This window comes from Parasynechococcus marenigrum WH 8102, assembly GCF_000195975.1.
Taxonomy (GTDB): domain Bacteria; phylum Cyanobacteriota; class Cyanobacteriia; order PCC-6307; family Cyanobiaceae; genus Parasynechococcus; species Parasynechococcus marisnigri.
In genome coordinates, this window is the sequence record NC_005070.1 from 714,122 (window position 1) to 728,024 (window position 13,903).

Annotated in this window: 18 protein-coding genes; 14 read left to right on the top strand and 4 right to left on the bottom strand. The window is 58.9% G+C overall.

The features are described 5' to 3' along the window. Positions 1-101: 101 nt before the first annotated feature. The 4 genes from TX72_RS03560 to TX72_RS14115 all read left to right on the top strand — a co-directional run bounded on the left by TX72_RS03560 (position 102) and on the right by TX72_RS14115 (position 3,083). On the top strand, positions 102-1,724 hold the full coding sequence (locus tag TX72_RS03560; RefSeq protein ID WP_011127595.1) for a 2-isopropylmalate synthase: 1,623 nt from the start codon (positions 102-104) through the stop codon (positions 1,722-1,724). Between the two features lie 5 nt (positions 1,725-1,729). Further along, positions 1,730-2,554, top strand: coding sequence for a carbohydrate ABC transporter permease (locus TX72_RS03565; protein ID WP_011127596.1), 825 nt, complete (start codon positions 1,730-1,732; stop codon positions 2,552-2,554). 30 nt (positions 2,555-2,584) lie between these two features. After that, positions 2,585-2,830, top strand: a complete 246-nt coding sequence (locus tag TX72_RS03570) for a Nif11-like leader peptide family natural product precursor (RefSeq protein WP_011127597.1) — start codon at positions 2,585-2,587, stop codon at positions 2,828-2,830. Positions 2,831-2,927: 97 nt separating this feature from the next. Continuing rightward, positions 2,928-3,083 carry a hypothetical protein gene (locus TX72_RS14115; RefSeq protein WP_011127598.1) on the top strand — a complete coding sequence of 52 codons (156 nt, stop codon included), beginning with the start codon at positions 2,928-2,930 and terminating at the stop codon, positions 3,081-3,083. A gap of 24 nt (positions 3,084-3,107) precedes the next feature. On the opposite strand, the gene TX72_RS03575 is transcribed toward TX72_RS14115, so the two are convergent. Further along, positions 3,108-3,311 (bottom strand): hypothetical protein, encoded by a 204-nt coding sequence (locus TX72_RS03575; RefSeq protein WP_042503137.1) that lies wholly within the window; start codon positions 3,309-3,311, stop codon positions 3,108-3,110. A 58-nt stretch (positions 3,312-3,369) separates the two neighbouring features. Next, complete coding sequence (locus TX72_RS03580) at positions 3,370-3,828, bottom strand: hypothetical protein (RefSeq protein WP_011127599.1); 459 nt, start codon at positions 3,826-3,828, stop codon at positions 3,370-3,372. Between the two features lie 58 nt (positions 3,829-3,886). On the opposite strand from TX72_RS03580, the gene TX72_RS03585 reads away from it, so the two are divergent. The 4 genes from TX72_RS03585 (at position 3,887) to TX72_RS03600 (ending at position 5,683) form a co-directional block, all read left to right on the top strand. After that, the gene (locus tag TX72_RS03585) at positions 3,887-4,219 is read left to right on the top strand and encodes an MTH1187 family thiamine-binding protein (RefSeq protein WP_011127600.1); all 333 of its coding nucleotides are present in this window, start codon (positions 3,887-3,889) and stop codon (positions 4,217-4,219) included. 92 nt (positions 4,220-4,311) lie between these two features. After that, positions 4,312-4,521: a hypothetical protein gene (locus TX72_RS14675; RefSeq protein WP_225867735.1), complete on the top strand. Its 210-nt coding sequence runs from the start codon at positions 4,312-4,314 to the stop codon at positions 4,519-4,521. Between the two features lie 267 nt (positions 4,522-4,788). After that, positions 4,789-5,430 (top strand): RluA family pseudouridine synthase, encoded by a 642-nt coding sequence (locus tag TX72_RS03595; RefSeq protein ID WP_011127602.1) that lies wholly within the window; start codon positions 4,789-4,791, stop codon positions 5,428-5,430. Then, on the top strand, positions 5,420-5,683 hold the full coding sequence (locus TX72_RS03600) for an SWEET family sugar transporter (RefSeq protein WP_042503140.1): 264 nt from the start codon (positions 5,420-5,422) through the stop codon (positions 5,681-5,683). The genes TX72_RS03595 and TX72_RS03600 overlap by 11 nt, the downstream gene beginning before the upstream one ends. A gap of 96 nt (positions 5,684-5,779) precedes the next feature. On the opposite strand, the gene TX72_RS03605 is transcribed toward TX72_RS03600, so the two are convergent. Then, positions 5,780-7,882: an HDIG domain-containing metalloprotein gene (locus tag TX72_RS03605; RefSeq protein WP_011127604.1), complete on the bottom strand. Its 2,103-nt coding sequence runs from the start codon at positions 7,880-7,882 to the stop codon at positions 5,780-5,782. A gap of 71 nt (positions 7,883-7,953) precedes the next feature. Here TX72_RS03605 and folD point away from each other — a divergent pair, with 71 nt between their 5' ends. From folD to TX72_RS03635, 6 genes are read left to right on the top strand one after another with little or no spacing between them, the layout of a single operon-like run. Then, positions 7,954-8,835, top strand: a complete 882-nt coding sequence (gene folD / locus TX72_RS03610; RefSeq protein ID WP_011127605.1) for a bifunctional methylenetetrahydrofolate dehydrogenase/methenyltetrahydrofolate cyclohydrolase FolD — start codon at positions 7,954-7,956, stop codon at positions 8,833-8,835. After that, on the top strand, positions 8,835-9,533 hold the full coding sequence (locus TX72_RS03615) for a TIGR02466 family protein (protein ID WP_011127606.1): 699 nt from the start codon (positions 8,835-8,837) through the stop codon (positions 9,531-9,533). The genes folD and TX72_RS03615 overlap by 1 nt, the downstream gene beginning before the upstream one ends. Positions 9,534-9,560: 27 nt before the next feature. After that, a complete protein-coding gene (gene crtE, locus TX72_RS03620; protein ID WP_011127607.1) occupies positions 9,561-10,490 on the top strand; it encodes a geranylgeranyl diphosphate synthase CrtE in 930 nt (309 codons plus the stop codon). Next, on the top strand, positions 10,487-10,999 hold the full coding sequence (locus TX72_RS03625; protein WP_011127608.1) for a divergent PAP2 family protein: 513 nt from the start codon (positions 10,487-10,489) through the stop codon (positions 10,997-10,999). The genes crtE and TX72_RS03625 overlap by 4 nt, the downstream gene beginning before the upstream one ends. Then, positions 10,996-12,459 carry an ATP-dependent DNA helicase gene (locus TX72_RS03630; RefSeq protein ID WP_011127609.1) on the top strand — a complete coding sequence of 488 codons (1,464 nt, stop codon included), beginning with the start codon at positions 10,996-10,998 and terminating at the stop codon, positions 12,457-12,459. The genes TX72_RS03625 and TX72_RS03630 overlap by 4 nt, the downstream gene beginning before the upstream one ends. Before the next feature lie 54 nt (positions 12,460-12,513). Beyond that, a complete protein-coding gene (locus TX72_RS03635) occupies positions 12,514-12,798 on the top strand; it encodes a hypothetical protein (RefSeq protein ID WP_011127610.1) in 285 nt (94 codons plus the stop codon). A 376-nt stretch (positions 12,799-13,174) separates the two neighbouring features. Here the strand turns inward: TX72_RS03635 and TX72_RS03640 are convergent, their stop codons facing one another. After that, positions 13,175-13,741, bottom strand: coding sequence for a histidine phosphatase family protein (locus tag TX72_RS03640; RefSeq protein WP_011127611.1), 567 nt, complete (start codon positions 13,739-13,741; stop codon positions 13,175-13,177). Between the last annotated feature and the right edge of the window lie 162 nt (positions 13,742-13,903).

Sequence of the window (13,903 nt, forward strand, 5' to 3'; positions counted from 1 at the left end):
CCAAGAGTGGATGCGAATTTATCCGGTTTTGGCCGAGATGCCTGAACTAAGATGCAATAACTCATAGTCAATCCGACTAAGCCTTCGCGAGGGCGTTTTTCATGGCCAAGGACCCAGGTCGTGTCTTGATTTTCGACACCACCCTGCGGGATGGTGAGCAGTCTCCCGGGGCCAGCCTCAACCTGGAGGAAAAGCTGGCCATCGCTCAGCAGCTGGCCCGTCTTGGCGTGGATGTCATTGAGGCTGGATTCCCCTTTGCCAGTGCAGGGGACTTCGCGGCTGTGCAGCGGATTGCCCAGCAGGTCGGGGGCGAGAACGGTCCCATCATCTGCGGGCTGGCCCGTGCATCGCAGAGGGACATCAAGGCTTGTGCAGAGGCGGTCTCACCGGCACCGCGTCGCCGAATCCACACTTTCATCGCCACCAGCGACATTCACCTCGAGCACAAATTGCGCAAGAGCCGTGCCGACGTGCTCGGCATCGTTCCCGAGATGGTCAGCTATGCCCGCTCCCTGATGGACGACATTGAATTTTCCTGTGAAGACGCCGGCCGCAGCGACCCGGAGTTCCTCTACGAGGTGATCGAGGCGGCGATTGCCGCTGGCGCCACCACGATCAACATTCCAGACACTGTCGGTTACACCACGCCAAGCGAATTTGGCGATCTGATTGCTGGAATCAATCGCTATGTCCCCAACATCGGAGAAGCGGTTCTCTCCGTTCATGGCCATAACGATCTGGGCTTGGCTGTGGCGAACTTTCTGGAGGCGGTCAAGAACGGCGCCCGTCAGCTGGAATGCACCATCAACGGCATCGGCGAGCGGGCAGGCAATGCCTCACTCGAGGAATTGGTAATGGCTTTGCACGTGCGCCGTCGTTACTTCAATCCGTTTTTCGGCCGCGATCAGGACAGTCCCACTCCCCTCTCGGCGGTTCGCACCGAGGAACTCACCAAGACCTCGCGATTGGTGTCCAACCTCACGGGCATGGTGGTTCAGCCCAACAAGGCCATCGTTGGTGCCAATGCCTTTGCCCATGAATCGGGCATTCACCAGGACGGCGTGCTGAAAAACCGCCTCACCTACGAAATCATCGATGCCAAGACCGTTGGTCTGAGCGACAACCGAATTTCACTGGGCAAGCTCAGCGGCCGCAGTGCGGTAAGAGCAAGGCTGGAAGAGCTCGGGTACGACCTGACTCGAGAGGATCTTGATGAGGCGTTCGCCCGCTTCAAAGACCTAGCCGATCGCAAACGGGAGATCACCGATCGCGATCTTGAGGCGATTGTCAGCGAACAGGTGCAACAGCCCGAGGCTCGCTATCAGCTCCAGCTGGTGCAGGTGAGTTGCGGAACGCGTTTGAAGCCGACCGCCACCGTTGCCCTTTCGGAGGAGAATGGTCCGGATCAAACCGTCTCGGCCGTTGGCACAGGACCGGTAGATGCGGTGTGCCGGGCTCTGAACCAACTGGCGGGAGTTCCCAATGAGCTCATCGAGTTCTCGGTGAAGTCGGTCACCGAGGGCATTGATGCCATGGGTGAAGTGACGATTCGCTTGCGTCGTGACGGGTCGCTTTATTCAGGCCATGCGGCTGATACCGACGTGGTGGTTGCTGCCGCCATGGCCTTTATCAATGCCTTGAATCGTCTTGTGGCAGCCCAGGAGCACCAGCCTTTGCATCCTCAGCGGGATGCTGTTGTTCTCGACGCTCGGCCGACCCTCTGAAGTTCATGCGTCACGCGGTACGGAGCGCTGTCCAACTGATGTTGTTGATCGCGCTGGCACTGCTGGTGCTGGTGCCATTGCTCTGGCTGGTGAGCACGTCGTTGAAGGGGTCCACCGAAAATATTTTCAGCAGTCCGCCAGCCCTTCTGCCAGCCCAACCCAGCCTTGAGGCTTATCGCAGGCTGTTTCAGGACAATCCTCTCAGCACATATCTAATCAACAGCACGGTGGTCAGTGTCCTGGCGGTTGGGGCCAATCTGCTGTTCTGTTCGTTGGCGGCTTATCCCCTGGCCAGGATGCGTTTCGCAGGCCGTGGCCTGGTGTTGGGTCTGGTGGTGGCCACCATCCTGATTCCCTTCCAGGTGGTGATGATCCCTCTTTACCTGCTGATGGTTCAGCTAGGTCTGCGCAACACGCTGTTGGCGTTGATCATCCCTCAGGCCGCCACGGCCTTTGGTCTTTACCTTCTTCGTCAGAGCTTTCTGGGGGTTCCCAAGGAGTTGGAGGAGGCGGCCCGCATCGATGGTTGCAGCCGGTTGGGGGAATGGTGGAACGTGATGATCCCAGCGGCCCGTGCTGATCTGATCACCCTGGCCATGTTCGTGTTCATCGGCACCTGGAGTGATTTCCTCTGGCCGTTGGTGATTCTCGACGATCCAACGCTTTACACACTTCCTCTGGGGTTGCAGCAACTGTCCAGCAGCTTCTCCCTGGACTGGCGGATTGTGGCGGCTGGTTCCGTGGTCTCGATCCTTCCCGTTCTCGCGTTGTTCATTCTGTTGCAGCGCTTCATCCTGCCGAATGCAAGCGGCGATGCCGTGAAGGGCTGATCTAGAACACCAATCCAACTGAGGTCCTGGATGTCCCTGTCGCAGCTCGACCAGTTCCTGTCGCTTCGTGAGTCGAACCCTCTGCTGTCGCAGCGGCTGGCCTCACCGCTTGAGCTTGAGGACTTTTTGCAACTCGCCCGAGAATGGGGGTTTCAGCTGACGGAATCCGACGTGCTGGCTGCCCAGAAACGGGCGATGGATCAGGGCAGTGCAGCGGCGCTTCAACGGGCTCAAGCGGAAGAATCAAGACGATTGCGCAACTTCATTCATGGATGAGCCGTCCATGGCGTGACCTCTGTCACCAGTAGATGTGTCACCGCTCACAGAATGTTGACGTGCTCTACATGAAAATTTAGGGAGTGAGTGATCAAGAATGTCATTCTGGCAGGAAGTGGAGAACAACGTTCAGCAATGTGTTGATCAAGATCCTCTGTTCATCGAGTCCCAGTTGTTGATCCTGGCGGAGGCCCAAATCAACTCCTCTGGAGAATTCTTTCTCAGCTGGGACGACCTGATCGGCCAGCGCTGAGGCTGACTTGAGCCCATTTCAGGGTCAGATCTTCACCACATCGGGCGTTTCCCCGTGAACTTCCCCGATCCACAGAGCGTGGGTCACCGCGCCATCGTGGGTGTGAAAGGTCCAGGCGTTGTCGGGCGATTCGATTGATTTGATCGATTGATTCGCATTGTTCACGCAGAGATAACAACCATCGGACTCCGTGCGCAGCACGTATCGCTCGGCGTATTGAGTGAGCATGTCCTGAGAGTTGTCTGATCACGGCATAGCGATGTCAAAGATCGGGTTAAGACCGGTTTTATGAAAAATTTACGTTTTGTTCGCTGAGCCTTAATAAACTTTGTTGTTGGATAAACAAACCTGTGGGGGACGTGATTCGAATCTGGTGGCCTCCGTTGCGAAACCAAGGTTCTGGCCACGCTTTGAGGATCAAGGGTTCGGGATCCAGTCCCCACGACTGGCGGAAGTAGTGACGGACAAGATCGTCAGGCGCTGGGTCGGTCTGCTGCCAGTGGACGAGTGCAAGCGCGCCGGGGGTGGATCGAAGCGTCACCAGCCGCTCCTGAGGGTCTCCGCCATCGATCGGTTCCACGGTTTCCGTGAGCTGTTCGTCGCACACGAAGAGTTTTAGAGGGGTCTGCTCATCGGCCTGAGGCAGGGAATATTTGTTCAAATAAAGGGCACGTGCCTTGCGAAAGGCGGCTCCTGGGGCCCTGCTCATCAGCGTTGCGTAAGCCTCCAGCAGTCGCTCAATCATCGATGGGTCGTCTGGAGTTCATCAGTTTGATTGAAGGCCAAAATCACTGCGTGACAGGATGAGATTCGCAGGACTTGCAGCTGTGGATTCCTGGCTCAGCGTCGACCTTTGCGTGGTGCCCCTCGGAGTTGGGGTGAGCCTGACTCCCTACATCGCCACCTGTCAGCGGGTGATCCAGTCGACCGGGCTCGTCCATGAGCTGGGTCCCAACGGCACGGCGATCGAAGGTCCCTGGGATGACGTCATGGAATGCGTTCGGGCTTGTCACGATGCCTTGCATGGCATGGGTGTGCCGCGGATCTACACCACGCTGAAGCTGAACACCCGCATCGATCGACAGCAGGCGTTCCATGAGAAGGTTGAGATGGTCCGTCGAGAGCTCGATGCCTGAAATCTTGGGAATTTCAGGGCATTTCAGCCGCTGGAGATGATCTAGTGAGACCAGGATCTAGTGAGATCAATGAGACAGGGGTGAGGGGGTTGGTGCTCCAGACGGTCGGTCGTTCTGCCTGGTGGGTGATGGCTCCTTTGCTCATGTCGGTGAGCTGCGCCCCTCCGCTCTGGGCATCGAGTTGGGATCAAATCGGCTCCTATCTGCGGTTGATTCAGCAGACCGGTGTAGAAGCCCTGGTTCTAATGATTGTCCTGAGGGCCTGCTCGGAGCTTTTCATGAAGGGCGGCAGGCGTTGTTGATGTGCGGCAACAACCTCCCGGATGACCCAGCTTCTATCTGGGTGGTTCTTGCTCATGAATCCGCTCATGTCATGCAGTTCTGCAAAGGCGGACCGCTGATGCCTGCAGCAGTTCTCGGAGCTGGCATGGATCAGGCACCTCGGACTGATTCGCAAGCATTTAGGGAGTTAAAGCTTTACAACAGCAGTCAGCATCATGTGGAGGCGGAAGCGCGGCTTGTGCAGGCACTCCCGCCGGATCAAGTGCGACACCTGTTCGAAAAACATTGTGCGGAGCGGCTCAAGCCCTGACGATCTGACGATCGCGCATTGGGATCCCTGGTTGCTGGTGGTGCTGAAACCGTCGGGGTTGTTGTCGCAACCCGGCCGCGGCTCTCATCTGCAGGATTCTTTGATCACCAGATTGCAGCATTGGAGTGGGGATCACCATCTGGTGCATCGACTTGATCGAGACACGTCGGGTTTGGTGCTGGTCGCCCGGGGACTGGAAAGTCTGCGTCGCTGCAGTGCCATCTTTGCCGCCCGGAGAGTCAACAAGCTCTACGAAGCCGAGGTGGTTGGGCAGCTCCAAGGTCGAGGTCGAATTGATTCGCGTTTGGCTCGCCTGGATCGCGATCCGCCTCGCTATGGCGATCATCCCAAGGGGCGACCCTCGACGACGCTGTGGAGAGTCCGTGCAAGACAACCGAACTCAACGCAACTCTGGCTGCGTCCATTGACAGGACGATCGCATCAGCTGAGGGCCCACTTGGCCGGTATGGGCCATCCAATTGTCGGAGACCCGATTTACGGTGAGGCTTCAACGACTCCGATGCGCTTGCATGCCCGGGCCCTGGGGTTTGAACACCCATTCACAGGTCTCCGACTTCGGGTGTCCACGCGACAAGAGGATGTTCCCCATGCCAGCTGAAGTCGTCGGTTACGCAGCGGCGTCTCTCACCACCATCAGTTTTTTCCCTCAGGCGGTGAAGACCCTTCGCAGTGGTGATACACGCTCGATTTCTCTTGGCATGTACGCCTTGTTCACATCAGGGGTGATGTTATGGTCCATCTACGGAGTGATGGTTGCGGATGGTCCCGTGCTGATCGCCAATCTGATCACGTTGATCCCAGCGGCCGTTGTTCTTCAGCGCAAGATCACTGCCAAACATCCTTCATCCTGACCAAAAGAGATCCTTCAACCTGACGATGATTTGAAGCTCGGCTTCGTTAAAGCTGATCACATTGAGGTTTTTGTCGCATTGCGATTGACCTGTTTGTCAGGCTGAATGACGGGGTCTAGAGGGAATGGGATAGGGAATGCGGCGGTGTCTCATCCGCCGCCAGACCTTCACGAATGCCTGGACCACGAGCTCAACTTCAGAGCGAGACAATCCGCTTTTTCGAAGTTGTCCATCCTGCTGCCGCGATTCCACGATGCGGCGCACCGTGTCTTTGGCTTCAGCTTCTGATGTGTCGGGTGGTAGTGACCGCAAAGCCGCTTCGCAACCATCGGCCAGCATCAGGATTCCTGTTTCCTTGGAGCGGGGTGATGGGCCGTGGTAACGGAAGCGTCTCTCTTCAATGTTCGGATTGATTTGACGAGCTTTGTGCAGAAAAAAGCCCATCTTCAAGGTCCCTTGATGCTCCGGAATGAAATCTGCAATCGGCCGAGGAAGTCGATGGCGTTTAGCTAGCTTCAAACCTTCATCCACGTGGGCTTGGAGAACCGCCGCGCTTTGCTCAGGATCGTTGAGGGCGTCATGGGGATTGGGACCATCTTTCTGGTTTTCGATGAACCAATCGGGCGCGTGGAGCTTGCCGACATCGTGATAAAGGGAGCCCGTTCGAATCAAGTCGACATCGGCATTGATGGCACGAGCCCCTTCTTCTGCGAGGCCGCAGATCATCAGGGTGTGCTCGAAGGTGCCAGGAGCTTCACAGGACAATCGCCGCAGCAGAGGACGCTCCTGGTCCGCCAATTCCAATAAACGAGCACGGGTCAACAAGCCGAAGGATCCCTCCAACATCGGAATCATCAAAAGAGACAGCATCAGCAGGAGACCCAGCAGCAAGGCATCCGTGCTCAGTTCATCTAGTCCAGGATTGAGTGATCCCCAGAGCCGCCAACCCGTGAATGGTTGGAGTTGGAGCAGCACCCACTGAGACACCAGGGCGCCGAGTGGCAACAGAACAGCGAGCTGAAGCAATTGCCCCCGGCTGCGCTGACGCCCAGCGATGACGCCCCCCGTAGTGGCCACTGCTACAGCGATCAACAGTCGGCCATGGCCTAACCCATTCACCGGGAGTGGCCAGATCAGGGCTGCGATGGCCATCCAAGCCAAGCCACAGCCCGTTCCCAGTCCTTCGGTCAGGATCAGGGTGGGTGGTACCAACACCGCTAAGGGACTAACCGTGGATTGGAACCAAAGCTTGGCCAACTGAGCCAGCAGCAGCAGTCCCAGAGCCAGCAATGCATGGCGAACTTCAAGTCCCGGTCGTTCCCGTCGCATCACCAACAGCATTACGCCGCAAGCAACGAGGGCTTCGAGAAAACGACCCAGCCAGATCAGGGGCTGGGGTTCGCGCTTCACTTTTCCGAAAAAGTCAAGAACGTCGTACGCCTGAGGGCTGATCGGTTCGCCCTTTCGTGTGATGAGGTCTCCTTTCCGTACGTCGATGGTGGGGATCCCTTGTTTGGTCAGCTGCTCTTCAATTAGCTGTTTGCTGAGGTTGGGATCGGTGCGCAGATTGCTGCTGCCCTGAAGGCTGCTCACAAGCAGTTTGCCGGCTAAAGAGCGGGCGGCAGGGTTGTCGATGGCATCACCCTGCAACTGAAGGCCGGCAGCCTCACGAAGTTGATCCACCGCAAGGGTGCTCACCAGCCCCTGACTGAGCATGCGATTTGCGGCCTGCCGGACAACGTTGTCCCAGGCGAAACGGTCTTGATCGCTGCGTTGCTCCAGCCAGACCTGTTCGTCTGCATTGAGATTGACGGGACCGACCCTGGCGGCCGAACCGCTTTCGCTCACCTGTTGCAGCTCACTGAGCTGACGTTCCAGCCTGAGCTTCAGGGCTTGTGTCTGATCTGGATCAAGCACCTGAACCACGGAGCGGGCCACGAGGGTGGAGCGGCGTTGCTCAAGGGCTGTGCTGTCCTGCACCAGGGCATCCTTGGGTGCAATGGCGTTGAAGGGAGCCAGTGCGCCCGGCTGAAGATCGGGTTTCAGCAGCCAGGGGAGGCTTGACGCACCCGCAACAAACAGGCAGAGCAGCAGTACCAGGCTGGATTGAATGGCAGTCCAGCGCAGCAGTCGCCCCGCTGGACGTGGATGACGCAGCCAGCGTCTCCACAACTTGCTCACGCCGTTGAAGCGAACCAAATCAAGGGACCTGACGGGGTAACGCTAGCTGTGTCTGCAGGGCATGCTGGAGGGACTGATGGGTTCCTGGCATGGCCCTGCGGCTGGATGGAAAAGCGCTGGCAGCAACGGTGGAGCGTCGTCTGACCAGTGTCGTTGACGCACACTCGAAAACAGTTGGTCAACCACCTGGACTGGCCGTCTTACGGGTTGGTGATGACCCCGCCAGTGCCGTGTATGTGGCCAATAAAGAGAAAGCCTGCGCCCGCGTGGGTATCGCCAGCTATGGAGCGCACCTGGCGGCTGACACACCCGCTGATCAGGTGCTCAGCACGATCCAGTCGCTCAATGCGGATCCTCGCGTTGATGGAATTTTGCTTCAGTTGCCGTTACCGAAGGGGCTGGATGAACGTCCCCTGTTGGAGGCCATTGATCCAGAGAAGGATGCCGATGGTCTTCACACCTTGAATCTGGGCCGTTTGTTGAAAGGCGAACCCGGTCCGCGCAGCTGCACACCGGCAGGGGTGATGGCTCTCCTGCGAAGCAATGGCATCGACCCTGCCGGCCAACGGGCCGTGGTCATCGGGCGCAGCATTCTCGTCGGGCAGCCGATGGCGCTGATGTTGCAGGCTGCCAATGCCACCGTCACCGTCGCGCATTCCCGAACCGCTGATCTGGCCGCCCATACCCGTGAGGCCGACATCGTGGTGGTCGCTGCTGGACGTCCGGGAATGGTTGGGGCAGAGCACGTGCGGCCAGGTGCTGCGGTGGTGGATGTCGGCATTCATCGCAAGCCCGAAGGTGGACTGTGCGGCGATGTTGTGGCGGAGGAGGTGGAACCGATCGCTGCAGCCCTGTCCCCTGTGCCCGGGGGAGTTGGACCGATGACGGTGACCATGCTTCTGGTGAACACCGTGGTGGCCTGGTGCCGACGTCATGGCATCGACCACGAACTGGATGACCTGATCGGCTGATGGCAGACCAGGCGATCCACTGGTTGTTTCCCACACCGGTACTGCAGGCAGATCTCACCCCCACGGCCGATGTCGCTCTTGCCATGGACCAGCAACTGGCATTATTCGATCGCGAGGTCTTTTCTCATCCTGAGTTCAGCAATCGCAACAACCTCACCGGCGATCTGCTGGGCAAAGCAGGACTGGATCAATTGCATCGCTTGGAAGCATTCCAGTGGCTGAATCAGCAACTGGCTGTCCACGTGGATGCATTCCTGAGGGAACTGCTGGGGCCTAATCACGCCCTGGAGGTTCATATCCAGAAAGCGTGGCCAGTGGTCTGTGCCCGGCAGGGCGGGACGATCGAGCCCCACACCCATCGCAATGCGCAGCTCAGTGCTGTGTTCTACGTGCGAACGGAGCCCGACAACCCCAGTGGTGAGTTGGAGTTTCAGGCGGCGGACGATTACTTCAGCCACGTGATGGCCATTCCCTATCGGGATGCAGCTGTTTCAGGGGGTGTGTTTGCGCCACAACAGCACCGGCTGCTGCTGTTTCCCTCTGACCTTCGCCATCAGGTCACCCCTTATGAGGGGGCGTCACCGCGATACTCCGTCTCCTACGACCTGGCGATCACAACAGCCCCTGGTCATGGACGGGAAATGCGCATGCCCCATCCGATGGACTGGGTCCCCCTCTGCAAGCCAGGGCCGGCCTGAGAGAATCCCGCCAGTATCGGGCTCTCCATGACCGTCGCGGCGACTTCTCCCGACAACACTTCTGGCCTGGCCGACATCTTTGATTTCAAGGCCTATCTCGCCAAAGCCAAGGCGACGGTGGAGCAAGCCTTGGATCAGTCCTTGGTGCCGGAGCGGCCGGAGTCGCTGCGTGAAGCCATGCGCTACTCACTGCTGGCAGGAGGAAAGCGTCTGCGGCCAATCCTCTGCCTGGCCGCCTGCGAGCTGGCGGGTGGGGATGCTGCCCAGGCCATGCCAACGGCAGTGGCGCTGGAGATGATTCACACCATGTCGTTGATCCATGACGACCTTCCGGCCATGGATGACGACGACCTGCGGCGTGGACGCCCCACAAACCACAAGGTCTATGGCGAGGCTGTTGCGATCCTTGCCGGTGACGCATTGCTGACCCGTGCCTTTGAGATGGTGGCGCTGCGTAGTCCTGGGGTTCCGCCCGAACGGCTGCTCAAGGTGGTGGGAGAGCTGTCGTTGGTGGCGGGGGCCCCTGGCCTGGTGGGCGGTCAGGTGGTTGATCTGGAAAGCGAGGGCAAGGAGGTTGATCTTGAAACCCTCGAGTACATCCACCTCCACAAAACCGGCGCGTTGTTGAGCGCCTGTGTGATCACCGGCGCGATGATCGGTGGCGCTGATGATGAGCTGATTGCTGCGTTACGGGTCTACGCCCGGGGGATCGGCCTGGCGTTCCAGATCATTGACGACATCCTGGACATCACGGCCAGCAGCGAGGTGCTTGGGAAAACAGCCGGTAAGGACCTGATCGCTGACAAAACGACGTATCCCAAACTTCTCGGGCTCGAGGAATCCCGCAAACGGGCCGCTGATCTGGTGCAGGAGGCCAAAGGGGTGCTCAAGCCATGGGCAAGCAAAGCCCAACCGCTGCTGGCCCTGGCGGATTACATCACCAGCCGTGATCGATGATTGAGTCCGCTTCATCCCACGCCGTCCTGCAGGAGTTCCTGGACAACAGTTCTCTGGCCTGGGGGTTGGTGGCCTGCGGCACTGCTCAGTTGTCCAAGTTGGTGATCGAATTGGTTGTTCATCGCCGCTGGCGTCCTGCTGTGTTGATCGAAACCGGTGGCATGCCCTCCAGCCACTCAGCGCTGGTGACCGGTACAGCTGCTTGCATTGGATGGACCCTCGGATTTGACCACCCGCTGTTTGCCCTGGCCGCGATGGTCAGCTTCGTGGTGATGTACGACGCCAGCGGCATCCGGCGTGCGGCGGGCACCACCGCCGAACGGGTCAATGCCCTGCCGGTGGAACTCTGGCCGACAGCCCATGACAAACCGCTGAAGGAAAGCCTCGGCCACAGTCGCCTCCAGGTACTGGTCGGCAGCTTGATCGGTCCTGCGGTGGCCTTGCCGGGGCTCGTGCTGCTGGGCTCGCCCTGGCATTTGGCCGCCAGCCTGCGGGCAGCACTGGGGTGAGCAGCGAGGCCCAGCTCACAGAAGATCTCACGGACGATCAGCGCAAGGCTGCCGAGGCTTTCGCGGACTGGCTCACCTCACCAGCCGATGGAACACCCTTCGTGCTGAGCGGTTTCGCTGGCAGCGGCAAGACGTTTCTGTCGATGCGCCTGTTGCGGATGGTGGAGGTGCATGGGCTGTGCTGGACCGTGGTGGCGCCGACGCATAAAGCGGTGGGCGTTTTGCGTCAGGCCCTGGATCTGGAGGGTCTTCAGCCCACCTGGTACCCCTCCACCATTCACCGGTTGCTGAGGCTGAAGCTGAAACGCTCCGCTGATGCTGAGGTCTGCGAACCAACGGAGCAGACGGCGATGGCCCTGGAGAACCTTGGCCTGGTGCTGATCGATGAAGCCTCCATGGTGGACAGCACATTGCTGGGCATCGCTCTGCAGTGCGCCCATCCGTTCAAAACGCGGTTGGTTTTTGTCGGTGATCCAGCTCAGCTGCCTCCGGTCGGCGAGGACTCCAGTCCTGTTTTTTCGATGCAGCGGGCCTGTGCTGCAACTCTGGAGGAGGTGGTGCGCCACCAGGGGCCGGTGCTGCAGCTCGCCAGCCGTCTGCGGGATGGAGGACTTCCCTGTCAGAACCCGCCCGCGTTGCCTCCGATCTGCAACGACAGTGGTCAAGTGCGTTGTCTGCCCCAGAAAGACTGGCTGGATCAAGCCCGCCAAGCGCTTCGGCAGGCCTCTCTTCAGGACAACCCAGATGCCGCCAGGATCCTCTGTTACACCAACCGCACCCTTGAGCGCCTGGTTCCCCTGGCCCGGCGGGCCATCCATGGGGACATGGCTGATCAGATGGCGGTGCTGCCTGGAGAGGTGCTGATCAGCCGAGCGGCGGTGATGGCGCCGGCCTCAAGGGATGGCGAAGAGACCGGCGAAGAGCCCGACATGGTGCTGGGTTCCAATCGTGAGGTGACTGTCAGGGATGTGACGCCTGAGTCCTGTGACCTGATGGATTTCGGTCTGTCCCCAGCAGATGGAGCAGTCCCGGTGATTGAAACCCTGTCAGCTCAGGTTTCAGCGGGGGAATTGGAGCTCTGTTTGAGACTCCAACCGCCTGTTGGTAGTGAGGCCCGGCGCGAGCTGGATGGTGTGATGCAGCGGCTGCGTCAGCAGGCGCGTGACGCGGGCAAACAAAACGGTCGGGCCATCTGGCGGCGTTATTTCCTTCTGCGTGATGCCTTCGCCTCCCTTGGACCAGCGGCGGTGCTGACGGTGCATCGCAGTCAGGGCAGCAGTTTCGGAGAAGTCTTTGTGGCCCCGGATGTGTTCCGTGCCGATCTATCCATCCGTCAGCAACTCTGTTATGTCGCGGTCTCGCGAGCCCGAACCGGCGTGTGGCTGATCGGAGGAACGGCCAGCTCTGCCACCGCGCGTGCCTGGCGCGATGAATTCGCATCCACCCTGTCGGCCCCTTGAGAACTCACCCTTGACTCGTTTGACTGGGCTGGCCTGATCGTTTGTTGAGGTTCCATGGGGATGCACCGTTGTCTGGTCGCCCTCAGCTTGTTCTGCCTTGTCTGGCCCAATTCAGCTGCTTGGGCTCAGCAACCAATCAAGGTCCACCTCGTGCTGACCACGGGCGTGTTTGGGTCCAAGTTTTCAGGCAGTAATGCTGCCAACAGTGACTCCACATCGATGGTGACCATCCCGATGTTCAGTGAAGACGGATGCAAGGCCGAGGGTGAACGTTGGCTGCAACGCCCGTCGCGCTTCCGCAAGGGGTTCCGTGAATACTTTTGCGTGGTCTTGCGCTGATGTTGGCGCCCAAGAGCTATTCAATTAAATGGTGGGATGTGGTTCTTCGGTAGAACCGGCGAAACGATGAATGAAACATATTTTTAGCGCTATTTCCATGGTGATGTCTTCTCTTGGTAGTCAGTCATCATTGCGGCCAGAATGAGCGCAACGTACCTGTCGTCTGCCCCTGTCGCTCTCTTGAATTGTCTGATGATTTCGGCAATATTCCTCATCACTTCAGGTATTTCCTTCTTTTTCTGATCCTTGCTAGGAACGAAATTCAATGGGTGCAACTTATCTTGAGGGTTGCTACTCTATAGCGTTAATTGTCTTATCAGGTTAAAAGAATCAGGAGAGATTCTTCTGGTTTAAAGCAAGGAAATCCAGGCTTGGTCTAGAAGTTCCCTGTGGATGGGGTATTCCAACGCTGAATGGCCCGGGTTTCCCGTTCCCAGCCCAGGATGCTGACGGAGGCTGTGCCCAGCCTTAGCAGTTGTCCGCCAGTGGCACCCAGTCCCAGCCATGTTCCAGCCAGTGCCCGGAGGATGTGGCCATGGGCAAACAGGGCAACATCCCCGTCCCCTGGGACGGCCAGCGCTGTGCTGATCGCGTTTGCGCAGCGAACTTCAACTTGCTGAGCGTTCTCACCCTTGGGGCAACCGTGGCTCCAGACCGTCCAGTCCGGGACGGTTTCACGGATCTTGGCAGTTGTGATCCCTTCGTAGTCGCCGTAGTTCCACTCGATGATGTCGTCGTAGATCTGCATCTGATCGCCGAGCCCGGCCAGCTCGCAGGTGCGTTGTGCCCGTTGGAGGGGAGAGCTGAACACCACTGCAAATGTCTGCTGGCTGAGGACCGGGCTGAGGGCGCAGGCTTCCGCTTCACCCTCGGGCTGCAGCGGCAGGTCTGTGCTGCCGGTGTGCCGCCCATTGAGAGCCCATTCCGTTGCCCCATGGCGCAGAAGCCAGAGCTGGCGTGATATGAGCTGATCAGCGGAGTGACCAACTCAGGATGGGCAGTGATGCTTAAGGGGTCAGCAGCCTGGATCACAGCTTCAGGACCAGAGCTGCGAGACCGATGCAAACACCAAGGCTGATCACGCCGAGAAGAGCTCGCCAGAACG

Coding starts and splice junctions, on each gene's coding strand:
- crtE (WP_011127607.1), top strand. CDS start 9,561: ATGACCGTCGCGGCGACTTCTCCCGACAACACTTCTGGCCTGGCCGAC.
- TX72_RS03625 (WP_011127608.1), top strand. CDS start 10,487: ATGATTGAGTCCGCTTCATCCCACGCCGTCCTGCAGGAGTTCCTGGAC.
- TX72_RS03575 (WP_042503137.1), bottom strand. CDS start 3,311: ATGCTCACTCAATACGCCGAGCGATACGTGCTGCGCACGGAGTCCGAT.
- TX72_RS03580 (WP_011127599.1), bottom strand. CDS start 3,828: ATGATTGAGCGACTGCTGGAGGCTTACGCAACGCTGATGAGCAGGGCC.
- TX72_RS03635 (WP_011127610.1), top strand. CDS start 12,514: ATGGGGATGCACCGTTGTCTGGTCGCCCTCAGCTTGTTCTGCCTTGTC.
- folD (WP_011127605.1), top strand. CDS start 7,954: ATGGCCCTGCGGCTGGATGGAAAAGCGCTGGCAGCAACGGTGGAGCGT.
- TX72_RS14115 (WP_011127598.1), top strand. CDS start 2,928: ATGTCATTCTGGCAGGAAGTGGAGAACAACGTTCAGCAATGTGTTGAT.
- TX72_RS03565 (WP_011127596.1), top strand. CDS start 1,730: ATGCGTCACGCGGTACGGAGCGCTGTCCAACTGATGTTGTTGATCGCG.
- TX72_RS03615 (WP_011127606.1), top strand. CDS start 8,835: ATGGCAGACCAGGCGATCCACTGGTTGTTTCCCACACCGGTACTGCAG.
- TX72_RS03600 (WP_042503140.1), top strand. CDS start 5,420: ATGCCAGCTGAAGTCGTCGGTTACGCAGCGGCGTCTCTCACCACCATC.
- TX72_RS03560 (WP_011127595.1), top strand. CDS start 102: ATGGCCAAGGACCCAGGTCGTGTCTTGATTTTCGACACCACCCTGCGG.
- TX72_RS03570 (WP_011127597.1), top strand. CDS start 2,585: ATGTCCCTGTCGCAGCTCGACCAGTTCCTGTCGCTTCGTGAGTCGAAC.
- TX72_RS03585 (WP_011127600.1), top strand. CDS start 3,887: ATGAGATTCGCAGGACTTGCAGCTGTGGATTCCTGGCTCAGCGTCGAC.